Source organism: Solimonas terrae (assembly GCF_011067135.1).
Taxonomy (GTDB): Bacteria; Pseudomonadota; Gammaproteobacteria; order Nevskiales; family Nevskiaceae; genus Solimonas; species Solimonas terrae.
In genome coordinates, this window is record NZ_JAAMOW010000010.1 from 1 (window position 1) to 13291 (window position 13291).

A 13291-nucleotide genomic window follows, 5' to 3' on the forward strand; every position below is an offset into this window, starting at 1 on the left:
CCTACACCGCCAAGGACTACGGCCGCGCGGCGAGTGCGATCCAGCAGTACCAGAGCGCCGGTGGCAACGACGCGCAGACCATCGGCCTGTACGCGCAGTCGCTGTATCTGGCCGGACGCTACGCCGAGGCTGGCGCCGAGACCGGCCGCCAGATCGCGGCGGCCGAAGCGGCCGGCCGGCGGCCGACCGACACCCAGCTCCAGCTGCTGGCCAACTGCGCGCTCAAGCAGCACGACATGCAGGCGTATACCGCTGCGCTCGGGAAAGTCGTCACCTACACGCCCACGCCGCAGTACTGGCTGGACCTGATCCTGCGCACGGCCGGCCAGCCCGGATTTTCGACGGCGCTGGACCTCGACGTCTACCGCCTGCGCAAGGCGACCGGCACGATGGACAAGGCTGGCGACTACATGGAAGCCGCGCAGCTCGCACTGCAGGCGGGCTTCCCGAACGAAGCCAAATCGTTCGTCGACGAAGGCTATGCGAAGAAGCTGTTCGGTACCGGGCCCGACGCTGCACGCCAGCAGCGCCTGAAAGATCTGGTCACCACGAAGCTGGCCGAAGACAAGGCCACGCTGGATGAAGGCGAGAAAGCGGCGCTTGCGCGCGGAAGCGCCGATGCGCTGGTCAACACCGGCTTCAACCTCGTCACCTACGGTCAGATCACGCGCGGCCTTCCGCTGATCCTGCAGGGCATCCAGAAGGGCGGACTGAAGTATCCCGATCAGGCGAGGCTGCATCTGGGCTATGCCTACCTGCTGGCCGGACAGAACGCCGCCGCTCTCAAGGCCTTTGGCAGCCTCCAGGGCAAGGACGGCTCGCGCCAGCTGGGCGATCTCTGGCAGATCAAGGTGCGGTCTGCGGTCAAGCGCACCGCAGGCTGAGTCCTTCAGCGCTTTGAACTACTGAATTTGGCAGGAGAAGGACGATGGGCAGTGAACTGATGATGGACGCCGGCATCTCCGGAAAAACCAAAGCGATGATCCTGGGTGGCGTGGTGGTGGTGTTTGCGCTGACCATCGGCATTCTCACGCACACCGGCAAGGCGGCCGCCAAGCCCAAACCTGCGGCAGTACAAAACGCGCAGGCCCCGCTGCCGGCGCCGGTCGCCGCGCCGGCGACATCGGACACGCAGTTGGCGGACAATGAGATGATCCCGCAAGCGGCGGCTCCCGCACCGGACGGCGCTGCCTCGAGCTCCGAGCCGACGACGGTTGCCGCAAGCCCGGAAACGGATGCCGCCGCGCAGGTCGCGGTCTCCGCGCCGGGCTCTACGACGTCGGTTGGCTCGGCGACCGGGTCGCAGATCGCGACCGATGCCGCAACGTCCCCGGCATCCGCGAGTCCATCAAGCAACGTGCAGGACACCGGCAGTTGGGGACAAGCGTCGCTCGACGACCAGCATACCGATCGCGCGGAGCAGGAGGTCGCAGCGCGCGCACCGGTATCGCAGCCGCGATCTGCCGTGCGTCCACCGCCGCCGCCCGCGATCGATGCCCTGCAGCCGTGGTGGCGTGCTCCCGCCAAGGCACAAGGCTTCAATGTCCAGTACGTCGGCCAGGCCGCCAATGAGAAAGCGCTGGTGTTCCGCTTCTCGAACAACATCGCCGATCCGCACCAGGCCGCGCAGCACATCCGCGTGACCGACGACAAGGGCGAGGCCGCGAATGGGGTCTGGGTGGCGGGCAACAATCCCTATGTCCTCGTCTACCAGGGCGTGATGCCAGGGCGCTACACCGTCAGCATCGATCCCGCGCTGAGCAGTGTCGGCGGCGCCAAGCTTGGGGCGTCGCTGCAGGGGCCGGTCTACGTCAACTGAAGGCCATGAGATTTTTGCGTCGCTGTCTACTGATGCCAACCCTTTCTAAGCACAAGCAATCCGTGCCGCGGCTTTGAGCTTAATACGGCGCCCAAGAGCACGGCACGGATTTTCGTAGCCGCCGTTGCATCAAAGTAGTAGTTGGAGTCGGCAGAGCTTGTACTAATTGACAGAGAAGCCGGGCCAAAGTCGCGCTTTTCGCTGGTGCGTGATGGGGATGCGGACAGGGTGGAGCGCTGCGGCGGGGCGCTGTCGTTGAGATCGGCGGTGGATGAGTGCACGCTTCTCAGCCGCTCTCCCGACGATCGCGCACATGAACCGCCTGATCACCATTCCGATGAGTCACTACTGCGAGAAGGCCCGCTGGGGATTGGCGCATGCAGGTGTGACGTACGTCGAAGATGCCCATCTGCAGGTGTTTCACTACCGAGTTGTCCGAGCGTTCGACAGTCACGGGATGGTGCCGGTGCTGGTTACCGATGACGGGGCCATCGCCGATTCGAGCGCAATCCTGAGGTATCTGGACCGGCAGCTAGAGACTTCGCGCAAGCTCTATCCCGAAAGTGACCGCGCACAGATCGAACGTCTGGAAGAGCAATTCGACGAACATCTCGGCGTCGAGACCCGGCGCTGGGTCTATTTCCACTGGCTGGGACAATCGGGGCGCCGGGTTCTGGAAACCGCTGCTCAAGGCGTGCCCCGCTGGGAGCAGGTGATGGCGCCGCTGCTGCTGCCGATCCTGCGGCGCTATCTTGGCAAACGTCTGGAAATTTCCGCAGGCAGTGTGGCGCAGGGATCGAAGACCATCATGGAGAGCTTCGACAGCGTCGCTGCCATCATCGGCGACGGCCGGCCCTTCCTGCGCGGGGATCGCTTCACCGCAGCGGACCTGACGTTTGCGTCGATGGCGGCTCCGGTCCTGCTGCCTGCGGAATACGGTATCCGGCTTCCGACACCGGAGCAGGCACCTGATAGCGCCCGTGCCGACATTCAGCGATTCAGAAGCCACCCGGCGGGTCGGTTCGCGTTGCGCCTCTTCAGGGACCACCGCCGCGGTTTGCGGTGAGCGCAAATCCCGGGGCCGATACGGTTGCCGGCAAACAAGCGGCTCGTTCCTCAGGCAACAAAAAACCTCGCAAGGAGCGAGGTTTTTGTCAACTGCCCTGAGCAGCGCCTGATGAGAACATGGTGGCCGGGGACGCAGTCGAAAACTGCTCAAAGCTAATTGATTAAAAGGAAAACTTTCTGGTGCTAGATGTTTTGCTACCCGAAAAGTTACCCGCCCACCAATTGGACGCTTCTGGATCACTTTTCTGACCTCGAAAATCAATGAGAGTGAGTGGTAGATCGGGAGGCAATTTCCGACGAACGGTACGTGCTCGCGATATCGGGGCGGGGAGTTCTGCGCTTCTCGTCAAACGGACAACTTGCAGATACCAGGTTTGGTGACGCATCAATGCCCATCCCAGTGCGCGCTCAGGCGCTCGACAGGGCTTTTGAGTTACGATGTACACATCCCAGCACAGAGGACTACCCATGTCCAGCACGATGACGATTCGCCTCGAAGATGACACCAAGGATCGTCTGGACAAGCTCGCCGAGGCGACACAGCGCAGCCGCTCCTTCCTCGCCGCCGAGGCGATCCGCGACTATGTGGCGCTCAATGAGTGGCAGGTCGGCGAGATTCGCGAGGCGCTCAAGGAAGCCGACCGCGGTGAGTTCGCATCTGATGCCGAGGTGAAGCGCTTCTTCGACAGCTGGCGCCGCCGTGCAGGTTAAGTGGCTGAAGCGGGCGCTGTATAACCTCAAGGAAGAAGCCGACTACATCGCCCAGGACGATCCGCAGGCTGCGATCCGGATCGTGCTCCGCATCGAAGAAGCTGTTGCCCTGCTGACGGACCATCCGGAGCTGGGTCGCGCCGGCCGCATGCCGGGCACGCGCGAGCTGGTCGTCCCCAATACGCCGTATCTCATCCCCTATCGCGTGCGTGCCAAGCGCATCGACATCCTGCGGGTCTTCCACGGACGCCGACGCTGGCCTTCTTCGCTATAGCCGGCCTTATTGTTGGCCGGCCTGCATCGACTCACTACGCCTTCTTCTTGATGCGGCCGTCGAGGAATTTGTCCATGTCGGCACGCTTGTGCGGAGCACGCCCGGGAAAGCTTTCCATCTCACGCGCGACCACATCGCGGTTGGCGTTATTGATGGCAAAACCCTTCGATTCCAGATAGTGATCGATGTAGTACTCGACCTCGTAGTACTCCGTGTCGGAGACGTACATCCGGTCGATCTTTCCCCTATAGCGCTTGTTGTCGTGATCCGACCAATCGCCCTTCTTCGACATGCTCTGCCCCCATCATTGTGCGTGAGCATTCAAGATGAGGGGCATGACCCGGGGATTCAATGCACTTTCCCAATGAAAAGAGACCGGCGTCACACACCCTGCAGCTCATCGCGCAGCCGGTCCCGGTGGGCCTGCAAGGCCTCCCGCTGCACACGCGGCAGGCCCAGCAGCATCGCCAGCTCGGTCATACCCCACAGTTGCTGCCAGCGGTGATAAAGCGCTTCGTGGCGCGCCTCGTCCTTCAGGCCGACGGTCTCGGCCACGGTGCGGTTCTCGATGCCTTCGAGGATGCGCTCGTGCATGGGGTCACTCCTTGCTCCAATAGGAATAGCCGACGCGCTGGTAGTAGGCGTAGGCCAAATCGCGCTCGTCGCTGCCGTTGCTGCGGTAGCCATCGGAAGCTGTGCTTTGTTTCCTGCACGGAGGGGTCCGGCAGCGTCGGGCTTTGATGCCTCACGGGAATCGCCGGCAGCTATCGAACAGCTCCATCGGTTATGTTCCACCCGCCGAGGCTGAAGCCGCCTACTATCAGCAACAGCAACTCAAGCCCGGAACATTTGAAATGTGATCAGTGGCACGTGAGTTTCAGATCGCATGCGATATCCGACTTGCCCTATGGCGGCCAGTGCGGTCCAATCGCATTAGTTCAACTCAGGGGGAGTCATGCTACGGTCTTTCCGGCCTCTGGCCGCGTGTCTTGTTGCCCTGCTGAGCGCGAGGTCTTCTACAACCGCCAGCGCCGACACGGGCACAATGACGGTGTTCCTCCCATGGTCTTCGAGGCTTCGACCTCAAAGCGAGTGGGCTAAGCGTCTACGAAAGACGGGACGTACCAGGCGTTTTGGTGGGATAGGCCCGACGTGCCCAATTCCCGCATGGACATCATTCGGCTTCAATTGGAAAGGGCGCTAACAGTTCAGCATGGGACACGAGAGGACCTCAGGAACCTTATTGGTTCGTTGCCCGAGCTACTGGCGCAGCAGGATCGTCAGATAAAGCAGCAGGGCTGACACGAGTTCCGCTACCGCCTGCCGTTCACAGTCCGGGCGCCAGCATTCGGATCTTTCAGCCAATGGAGACCGTCGGCTTGGGGGCATTTAAAGCGCCGGATGGTGTTACTGCCTGTTACGGCCGTCCGACGGCAACGTCGTTTGCCGTGATGGCGACCTCATTCTCTTGTCCCCAAAGGCCCTTTCCCCCGTGCCCAGATCATCAGGAGGTGATGCGCATTCGAATTGTTCGCTGTTCCGCATAAAAAACTCCGGGTGCCAGCGCACAGAGAGAAGTGTGGCGGCGCGCCATGCTCCGGATGTTAGATTGCTTTGTGCGCGGGTTGCGCGTATCGGCCGCTGCCCTCCAAATGCGCCGGGTCTTCGCGAGACCGCGTATGACCGAACAATGCTCTTCGTGATCGGGCGATAGCGCGGCTCTGTGTACGCGCACAGGCAAGGAGAATAGGAATGCAACTGGGCATGATCGGACTGGGACGCATGGGCGCGAATCTGGTGCGGCGCCTCGTCAAGGATGGCCATCGCTGCGTGGTCTACGATGTCGATCCGGCTGCGGCGAAAAAGATCACAGGCCGCGGCATTCGCGGTGCCAGCTCGATCGAGGAACTGGTCGGCAAGCTGTCCGCACCGCGCGCCGTCTGGGTGATGGTTCCGGCCGGCGTCACCGGCGAGACGGTCGATCAGCTCGCCGCCTGTCTGGCGGCGGGAGACATCATCATCGACGGTGGCAACAGCTATTACCGTGATGATGTGCTGAGAGCCAAAGCACTCAAGGCCAAAGGCATTCACTACGTGGATTGCGGCACCAGCGGCGGCGTATTCGGGCTGGACCGCGGCTACTGCCTGATGATTGGCGGTGAAGCCCAGACGGTCAAACATCTGGACCCGATTTTCAAGAGCATCGCCCCCGGCGTCGACGCTGCGCCGCGCACGCCCGGCCGCAAGGGCGCGCCGGCCGCCGCCGAGCACGGCTATCTGCATTGCGGCCCCAGCGGCGCCGGCCACTTCGTCAAGATGGTTCACAACGGCATCGAGTACGGCCTGATGGCGGCCTATGCCGAAGGCCTGAACATTCTGCACGGCGCCAATGCCGGCAAGCAGGGCCGCGCGGCAGATGCCGAAACGGCACCACTGCGTGACGCGGCGTTCTACCAGTACGATCTGGACCTCGGGCAGATTGCCGAAGTCTGGCGCCGCGGCAGCGTCATCGGTTCGTGGCTGCTGGATCTGACCGCCGCATCACTGGCCAGCGACCCCGCACTGAAGCAGTACAGCGGCCGCGTATCGGACTCCGGCGAGGGGCGCTGGACGATCGCCGCTGCCGTCGATGAATCGGTGCCTGCGCCAGTGCTGAGCGCCGCGCTGTTTGAACGCTTCAGCTCGCGCGGCGAAGCCGATTTTGCCGATCGCGTGCTGTCCGCCATGCGCAAACAGTTCGGTGGCCATGATGAAAAGCGCAAGGCGACGAAATGAGAAAGTCCGCGAGCGACGCTGCTGACTCCGACGCGCTGGTGCTATTCGGCGTGACCGGGGATCTGGCACGCAAGAAAATCTTCCCTGCGCTTTATGCGATGGCCAAGCTCGGTACGCTGCAGGTTCCGGTCATCGGCGTGGCCTCGTCGAAGCTGAGCCTTGCGCAACTGCGCAAGCGCGCCGAGGAGAGCGTCAAGGCCGCCGGAAAAATCGATGACCGTGCTGCCCTGCGTCGGCTGCTGTCGCAGTTGCGCTACGTCGACGGCAACTACAACGATCCGGAGACTTTCAAGGCGCTCGGCAAGGCCCTTGGGGACGCGCGGCGGCCTGCGTACTACCTGGCGATTCCACCGGCCCTGTTCGCGACCGTCATCAAGGGACTCGGCGCTGCGGGTCTGGCTGAACAGGCGCGCGTGATCGTCGAAAAGCCCTTCGGACGCGATCTCGCTTCGGCACGCGAGCTCAACCGCGTGGCGCGCGAAGTGTTCCCGGAGGACGCGATCTTCCGTATCGATCACTTCCTGGCGAAGGAGGCGATCATGAACATCCTGTATTTCCGCTTCGCCAATTCCTTCCTGGAGCCGATCTGGAATCGCAACTACGTGGCGAGTGTGCAGATCACGCTGTCGGAGTCCTTCGGCGTCGAAAGCCGTGGCGCGTTTTACGAAACGGCCGGCTGCCTGCGCGACGTGGTGCAGAACCATCTGTTCCAGATCGTGGCCCTGCTCGCGATGGAGCCGCCGACCTATCGCGGCTTCGGCGCCGTACACGGCGAAGCCACTGATGTCTTCCAGGCCATGCGCCCGCTGGAAGTCGGCGATCTGGTACGCGGCCAATACGCGGGCTACCGCAAGGAGCCGGGCGTCGCGAAAAAATCCGACGTCGAAACCTTCTGTGCGCTGCGGCTGTACATAGACTCCTGGCGCTGGCAGGGCGTGCCCTGGTATCTGCGCTCCGGCAAGTGCCTGGCGCAGACAGCGGCAGAGGTGATCGTCCAGCTCAAGCCGCCGCCGCAGCAGCTGTTCGCCGACTCGGCGCCTGTGGGTGCGCCGACCAACTACCTGCGCTTCCGGATCGCACCGAACTCGGCCGTCGCACTCGCTGCGCGCGTCAAACGTGCCGGAAGGGAGTATGCCGGCAGTCAGCAGGAGCTGTACCTCAGCGATGAACGACCGACCGAGCAGGCGCCGTACGCGCGGCTTCTGGGCGATGCGATGGCCGGCAACGCCGCGCTGTTTACGCGCGAAGACGCCGTCGAAGCTGCGTGGGCGGTGGTCGAGCCGGTACTCGCCAAACATCAGGCAACGGTTCCCTACAAGCGAGGGAGCTGGGGGCCGAAGCAAGCCGACGCGTTGATCGCCGGCGACGGCGGCTGGTTCGAGCCGAAGCTCGACGCTGCCCCGAGCAAATGATTCGGCCTGCCACGCAGGCCATCGCCGCAGGAGCACACATGAAACAGCCCCGACAACTGCACGAACTCGGCCAGAGCCTGTGGCTGGACAACATCACGCGGAGCCTGCTCGATGACGGCGGCGTGCGTCGTTACATCGATGACTTCTGGATCACCGGCCTGACGTCGAACCCGACCATCTTCAACGGCGCAATCGGCAATGGCGAGGCTTACGACGGCGGCATCCGCGAGAAGGCGCGTGCCGGAAAATCCGGTGAGACTCTGTTCATCGAACTGGCGTTGGAGGATCTGCGCCGCGCTGCCGATCTGTTCCGGCCGGTGTTCGACGCAACGCAAGGCATCGACGGCTGGGTGTCGATGGAAATCTCGCCACTGCTTTCGGCAGACACCGAAGGCAGCATCGCAGCTGCGCGGAAAATTCACGCGCAGGCCGATCGACCGAACCTGTTCGTCAAGATTCCCGGCACGCCGGAAGGCCTTCCCGCAATCGAAGCGCTGATCGTCGCCGGAATCCCCGTCAACGTGACGCTGCTGTTCTCGCGCGAGCAATATCTCGCTGCGGCCGACGCCTACATGCGCGGTATCGAGCGACGCATCGCGGCCGGTCTGGGGCCGCATGTCGCCTCAGTCGCCTCGCTGTTCGTCAGCCGCTGGGACAAGGCCGTGAGCGACGAGCTGTCCGCGGAGTTGCGCAAAGAGATCAGCACGGCGAGGGCCAGGGCTATCTACGCCGTCGATCGCGATGCGGGCGTCGATCCGAAGATCGCCGCGATCATCGCGATGTCCGACAGCCGTGGCGATGCCGGCGGCAGGGTTGCGGTGCCGGCCGACCTTCGCAACCGGCTTGGCATCGCGGTTGCGCAACGCACCTACCGCGCCTACCGGGAACTGCTGGCCTCATCGCGCTGGCAGAAGCTGGCCGCCGCGGGCGCCCGTCCGCAGCGTCTGCTGTGGGCCAGCACCGGCTGCAAGGATCCGCAGGCGTCCGCGAGTCTGTACGTGGAAGCGCTCGCCGCGCCCGACACCATTAACACCATGCCGGAAAAAACTCTGCATGCGTTTGCCGAGCACAGTGCGCTCAGCGGGCCGATGGCCGAGGACGGCGCTGATGCCGAGGCGGTGCTCGCGCGTTTCGCGCAGGTCGGTATCGACATCGATGCGCTGGCCCTGCAGTTGCAGGAGGAGGGTGCGCGTTCATTCGTAGAGTCCTGGAATGAACTGTTGCAGCGAATCGCCCAGAAGAGCGCGGCGCTCACAGGAGTCGGCAAGGCGCCGGCGTGACCGTCGATCGGCCGTCGGCTGCTCACACGGCGCCACCGCTGAGCGAACGCCCGCAGTGGCAGGCACTGCAGCGTCACTTCGACGAGATTGGCGGCCAGCATCTGCGCGATCTGTTCGCCGATCAGCCCGGGCGCGGCGAGCAGTTCACCACCACCGCGGCGGGTTTGTACCTGGACTATTCCAAGCAGCGCGTCACAGGTGAAACCCTGCGTCTGCTGCGGGAACTGGCCGCCGCTTGCGGCATGAGCGACCGTATTGAAGCCATGTTCCGCGGTGATCGCATCAACCGCAGCGAGAATCGCGCGGTGCTGCACGTGGCCTTGTCTGCGCCGGCGGACGCGGATATCGAGCTTGACGGCAGGAACGTGGTGCCTGACGTGCACGCGGTACTGGATCGCATGGCCGCATTCGCCACGCGCATCCGCGACGGCAGCTGGACCGGACACACCGGCAAGCGCATCCGCAACGTCGTCAACATCGGCATCGGCGGTTCTGATCTCGGCCCGGTGATGGCGTACGAGGCGCTGCGAAATTACAGCGAGAGGGATCTGACCTTCCGCTTCGTCTCCAATATCGACGGCACCGATTTCATCGAAGCGACACGCGATCTGGATGCGGCGGAAACCCTGTTCATCGTCTGCTCCAAAACCTTCACCACACTGGAGACGCTGAGCAACGCACATGCCGCGCGCGACTGGTGTCTGCGTACGCTGAAGGTCGACGCGGCGATCGCAAAACACTTCGTCGCCATATCAACCAACGCCGAGGGTGTCGCGAAGTTCGGCATTGAACCCGCGCAGATGTTCGGCTTCTGGGGCTGGGTTGGCGGCCGCTACTCGATGGATTCGGCGATCGGTCTTTCGACGATGCTGGCGATCGGTCCGGACGCCTTCCACGCGATGCTGTCCGGATTCCATGCGATGGACACGCACTTCCGGAGCACACCTCTGGAGCGCAATCTGCCCGCGCTGATGGGACTGCTGGCGATCTGGAACAACAACTTTCTCGGCGCCGCAACGGTCGCGGTACTTCCTTATGAGCAGTACCTCAAACGCTTTCCGGCCTACCTGCAGCAACTGGCGATGGAGAGCAACGGCAAGCACGTCACGCTCGACGGCACGCGCGTGGACTACCCGACCGGCCCCATCTACTGGGGCGAGCCCGGCACCAACGGCCAGCACTCGTTCTACCAACTCATCCACCAGGGCACGCACATCGTGCCCTGCGACTTCATCGGTTTCTGCCAACCGCTGAATCCGCTCGGCGAACAGCATGATCTGCTGATGGCCAACCTGTTCGCCCAGAGCGAGGCGCTGGCTTTCGGCAAGACTGCCGATGAAGTGAAAAGCGAGGGAACGACCGCCGCGCTCGTGCCGCACCGGACCTTCGAGGGTAACCGTCCGAGCAACACCATCCTCGCCGAGCAGCTCACACCGCACACACTGGGCGCGTTGGTGGCGCTGTACGAACACAGCGTCTTCGTGCAGGGCGTGATCTGGAATATCGATTCCTTCGACCAGTGGGGCGTGGAACTGGGCAAGGCGCTGGCGACGCGCACCGCTGCCGAACTGCGCAGTACCGACGAACCGCCGCTGACGCATGACAGTTCCACCAATACGCTGATCCGGCGCTATCGCCGGCTCCGGGACCACGCCACATGAGCACCGCGATCAGTCCGCTCGCGGGCAAGCCGGCGCCGAAGTTGCTGCTGGTCGATGTCGCCAAGCTGCTGGCGGCTTACTTCGACCTGCACCCTGATCCCGCGGTGCCGGCACAGCGCGTTGCGTTCGGCACGTCCGGACATCGCGGCAGCTCGTTTACACGCAGCTTCAACGAGCAGCATGTGCTGGCGATCACGCAGGCGATCTGTGACTACCGCCATCAACAGGCGATCGACGGCCCGCTGTATATCGGCATCGATACGCACGCGCTGTCACAGCCGGCGTTCGAGTCCGCGCTCGAAGTACTGGCGGCGAATCGGGCGCAGACGATGATCGCCAAGGGCGGAGAATTCACGCCAACGCCCGCCGTGTCGCATGCGATCCTGGCCTACAACTTCGGTCGCAGCACGGGCCTGGCCGACGGCATCGTCATCACGCCTTCGCACAATCCTCCGGACGATGGCGGCTTCAAATACAACCCGTCTCACGGTGGCCCCGCGGATGACAGCGTGACCGACTGGATCGGCGCCCGTGCCAACGCCCTGCTCGAAGCGAAACTCAAAGACGTTCGACGCATGCCGCTCGCGCAGGCACGCCGCGCTGCCACCACGCGCGAGCACAATTTCCTCGACGCCTACGTGGGCGATCTCACCCACATCATCGACTTCGACGCCATCCGCGCGTCCGGCATCCGCATGGGTGTCGATCCGCTCGGCGGCGCCGGCGTGCACTACTGGGCGCAGATTGCCGAACGCTACAAAATCGAGCTAAGCGTCGTCAGCGAAGTGGTCGATGCGCAATTCGGATTCATGTCGGTGGACTGGGACGGCAAGATCCGCATGGACCCGTCCTCGCCCTGCGCAATGCAACGCCTGACCGCACTCAAGGATCGCTACGACATCGCGTTTGCCTGCGATACCGACCACGACCGCCACGGCATCGTTACGCCGGTCGGCGGCCTGCTGTTGCCCAATCAATATCTGCCGGTGTTGATCGACTACCTGTTCCAGCATCGGCCGGAATGGAGCCAGTCCGCCGCGATCGGCAAGACCCTGGTCAGCACCGCACTGATCGACCGCCTGGCGCAGCGTCTCGGACGCAAGCTGCTAGAAGTGCCGGTCGGCTTCAAATGGTTCGTGGCCGGTCTGCTCGACGGCTCGCTGGGCTTTGGCGGCGAGGAGAGCGCGGGCGCCAGCTTCAGCCGTATCGACGGAACCGTGTGGACTACCGACAAGGACGGCATCGTGCCCGCGCTGCTGTCCGCCGAGATCACCGCGAAGACGGGCCACGATCCTGCCACGCGCTATCGCGAACTGGCGGCCGAACTGGGCGAGCCGTTTGCCGATCGCCTGCAGGCACCGGCGACCGCCGAACAGAAGTCTCTGCTGGCAAAACTCTCGCCCGCGCAGATCAAGACCAGCGAGCTCGCCGGCGAGAAGATCGACGCCGTGCTCGATCACGCCCCCGGCAATGGCGCGGCGATCGGCGGCATCAAGGTGATTGCCGCCTCCGGCTGGTTCGCCGCCCGTCCCTCCGGCACCGAAGACATCTATAAGATCTACGCCGAGAGCTTCCGGGACGCTGCGCATCTGCAGATGATCCTGAGCGAGGCGCAGCACATCGTCGATGCCACACTGGCGGCGGACTGAACAACGCGTCGGACTGGCGCCGCGACTGCCATCGTGTTCGATATCCGGCCGTCGCCAAGCCGGCGGACCGCTTGACGCTCAATCGGAAGATGCACGCGGATCGGAACTACCGTGGCGCCCTGATCCGACCCCGCCGACGAGCGGCTTCAGGAGGTTCACAGTGTCCGGATGCGAATGCACGCCGAAGTCGCCGGGCTTCAGTTGGCCGGCAGGGTTGCTGGAGTAGCCATTGCCGCGATCGGCGACGACCGGGAGTTCGCGCTGCGTCGCGAGCCGATCCTTGGTCACGCCGGCGATGGTGATGTTGACGCCTGCCCAGTCATCGCCACTGCTCGAGTTCGGCAGAAAGAACTTGAGGGGCTCACCGCGGGCCAGCACCGCTTTGGCGATCGGGCTCTTCAGAAACATCGCGGCGAACAGCTCGACGTTGAGTGCTTCGATACGTCCGACGTGCCCATCGAGCGACACGAGGCCGTTCTTGACCTCGGAGCCGATCCTGCGGGAATTGCGTGGCGTGATGCCTTTCGGCTCTGCGAGGGCTCCCGGCTCATCGTAAGTGTCGGTTTTCATCGAAGTGCTTCCTTGCCGCAAATGAATTGCCAGCGTATCGGCCGGCGCTGAAGCGGTCTGTTCGCCAGCCCG

The 13291-nt window shown here is 63.7% G+C and carries 13 protein-coding genes; 10 read left to right on the top strand and 3 right to left on the bottom strand.

What is annotated here, in order from left to right:
• The 5 genes from G7Y85_RS17730 to G7Y85_RS17750 form a co-directional block, all read left to right on the top strand.
• Positions 1-884, top strand: an 884-nt coding sequence (locus G7Y85_RS17730) for a hypothetical protein (protein ID WP_166260577.1), incomplete at its 5' end; no start/stop codon positions are given.
• A gap of 44 nt (positions 885-928) precedes the next feature.
• A complete protein-coding gene (locus tag G7Y85_RS17735; RefSeq protein WP_166260580.1) occupies positions 929-1819 on the top strand; it encodes a hypothetical protein in 891 nt (296 codons plus the stop codon).
• 313 nt (positions 1820-2132) lie between these two features.
• Positions 2133-2885 carry a glutathione S-transferase family protein gene (locus G7Y85_RS17740; protein ID WP_166260583.1) on the top strand — a complete coding sequence of 251 codons (753 nt, stop codon included), beginning with the start codon at positions 2133-2135 and terminating at the stop codon, positions 2883-2885.
• 470 nt (positions 2886-3355) lie between these two features.
• Positions 3356-3598, top strand: a complete 243-nt coding sequence (locus tag G7Y85_RS17745; protein ID WP_166260586.1) for a CopG family ribbon-helix-helix protein — start codon at positions 3356-3358, stop codon at positions 3596-3598.
• Positions 3588-3872: a type II toxin-antitoxin system RelE/ParE family toxin gene (locus G7Y85_RS17750; RefSeq protein WP_166260589.1), complete on the top strand. Its 285-nt coding sequence runs from the start codon at positions 3588-3590 to the stop codon at positions 3870-3872. The genes G7Y85_RS17745 and G7Y85_RS17750 overlap by 11 nt, the downstream gene beginning before the upstream one ends.
• Positions 3873-3906: 34 nt before the next feature.
• On the opposite strand, the gene G7Y85_RS17755 is transcribed toward G7Y85_RS17750, so the two are convergent.
• Positions 3907-4164, bottom strand: coding sequence for a hypothetical protein (locus G7Y85_RS17755; RefSeq protein ID WP_166260592.1), 258 nt, complete (start codon positions 4162-4164; stop codon positions 3907-3909).
• Positions 4165-4253: 89 nt separating this feature from the next.
• Positions 4254-4466 (bottom strand): hypothetical protein, encoded by a 213-nt coding sequence (locus tag G7Y85_RS17760; protein ID WP_166260595.1) that lies wholly within the window; start codon positions 4464-4466, stop codon positions 4254-4256.
• 1158 nt (positions 4467-5624) lie between these two features.
• Here G7Y85_RS17760 and gnd point away from each other — a divergent pair.
• From gnd to pgm, 5 genes are read left to right on the top strand one after another with little or no spacing between them, the layout of a single operon-like run.
• Entirely contained in the window at positions 5625-6647 is a 1023-nt protein-coding gene (gene gnd / locus G7Y85_RS17765) for a phosphogluconate dehydrogenase (NAD(+)-dependent, decarboxylating) (protein WP_166260598.1), read from the top strand.
• Complete coding sequence (gene zwf, locus G7Y85_RS17770; RefSeq protein ID WP_166260601.1) at positions 6644-8059, top strand: glucose-6-phosphate dehydrogenase; 1416 nt, start codon at positions 6644-6646, stop codon at positions 8057-8059. Before gnd ends, zwf begins: the two co-directional genes overlap by 4 nt.
• 38 nt (positions 8060-8097) lie before the next feature.
• A complete protein-coding gene (locus G7Y85_RS17775; protein WP_166260603.1) occupies positions 8098-9339 on the top strand; it encodes a transaldolase in 1242 nt (413 codons plus the stop codon).
• The gene (gene pgi, locus G7Y85_RS17780) at positions 9336-11000 is read left to right on the top strand and encodes a glucose-6-phosphate isomerase (protein ID WP_174839798.1); all 1665 of its coding nucleotides are present in this window, start codon (positions 9336-9338) and stop codon (positions 10998-11000) included. The genes G7Y85_RS17775 and pgi overlap by 4 nt, the downstream gene beginning before the upstream one ends.
• Positions 10997-12649: a phosphoglucomutase (alpha-D-glucose-1,6-bisphosphate-dependent) gene (gene pgm, locus G7Y85_RS17785; RefSeq protein WP_166260606.1), complete on the top strand. Its 1653-nt coding sequence runs from the start codon at positions 10997-10999 to the stop codon at positions 12647-12649. Before pgi ends, pgm begins: the two co-directional genes overlap by 4 nt.
• Positions 12650-12727: 78 nt before the next feature.
• Here pgm and G7Y85_RS17790 read toward each other — a convergent pair whose 3' ends face one another.
• Positions 12728-13219: a hypothetical protein gene (locus G7Y85_RS17790; RefSeq protein WP_166260609.1), complete on the bottom strand. Its 492-nt coding sequence runs from the start codon at positions 13217-13219 to the stop codon at positions 12728-12730.
• Positions 13220-13291 lie beyond the last annotated feature (72 nt).

Excerpts from the sequence above, each read along its gene's own strand:
- G7Y85_RS17745 (WP_166260586.1), top strand. The coding sequence starts at position 3,356 with ATGTCCAGCACGATGACGATTCGCCTCGAAGATGACACCAAGGATCGT.
- G7Y85_RS17755 (WP_166260592.1), bottom strand. The coding sequence starts at position 4,164 with ATGTCGAAGAAGGGCGATTGGTCGGATCACGACAACAAGCGCTATAGG.
- G7Y85_RS17790 (WP_166260609.1), bottom strand. The coding sequence starts at position 13,219 with ATGAAAACCGACACTTACGATGAGCCGGGAGCCCTCGCAGAGCCGAAA.
- zwf (WP_166260601.1), top strand. The coding sequence starts at position 6,644 with ATGAGAAAGTCCGCGAGCGACGCTGCTGACTCCGACGCGCTGGTGCTA.
- G7Y85_RS17775 (WP_166260603.1), top strand. The coding sequence starts at position 8,098 with ATGAAACAGCCCCGACAACTGCACGAACTCGGCCAGAGCCTGTGGCTG.
- gnd (WP_166260598.1), top strand. The coding sequence starts at position 5,625 with ATGCAACTGGGCATGATCGGACTGGGACGCATGGGCGCGAATCTGGTG.
- G7Y85_RS17760 (WP_166260595.1), bottom strand. The coding sequence starts at position 4,466 with ATGCACGAGCGCATCCTCGAAGGCATCGAGAACCGCACCGTGGCCGAG.
- pgm (WP_166260606.1), top strand. The coding sequence starts at position 10,997 with ATGAGCACCGCGATCAGTCCGCTCGCGGGCAAGCCGGCGCCGAAGTTG.
- G7Y85_RS17735 (WP_166260580.1), top strand. The coding sequence starts at position 929 with ATGGGCAGTGAACTGATGATGGACGCCGGCATCTCCGGAAAAACCAAA.
- G7Y85_RS17740 (WP_166260583.1), top strand. The coding sequence starts at position 2,133 with ATGAACCGCCTGATCACCATTCCGATGAGTCACTACTGCGAGAAGGCC.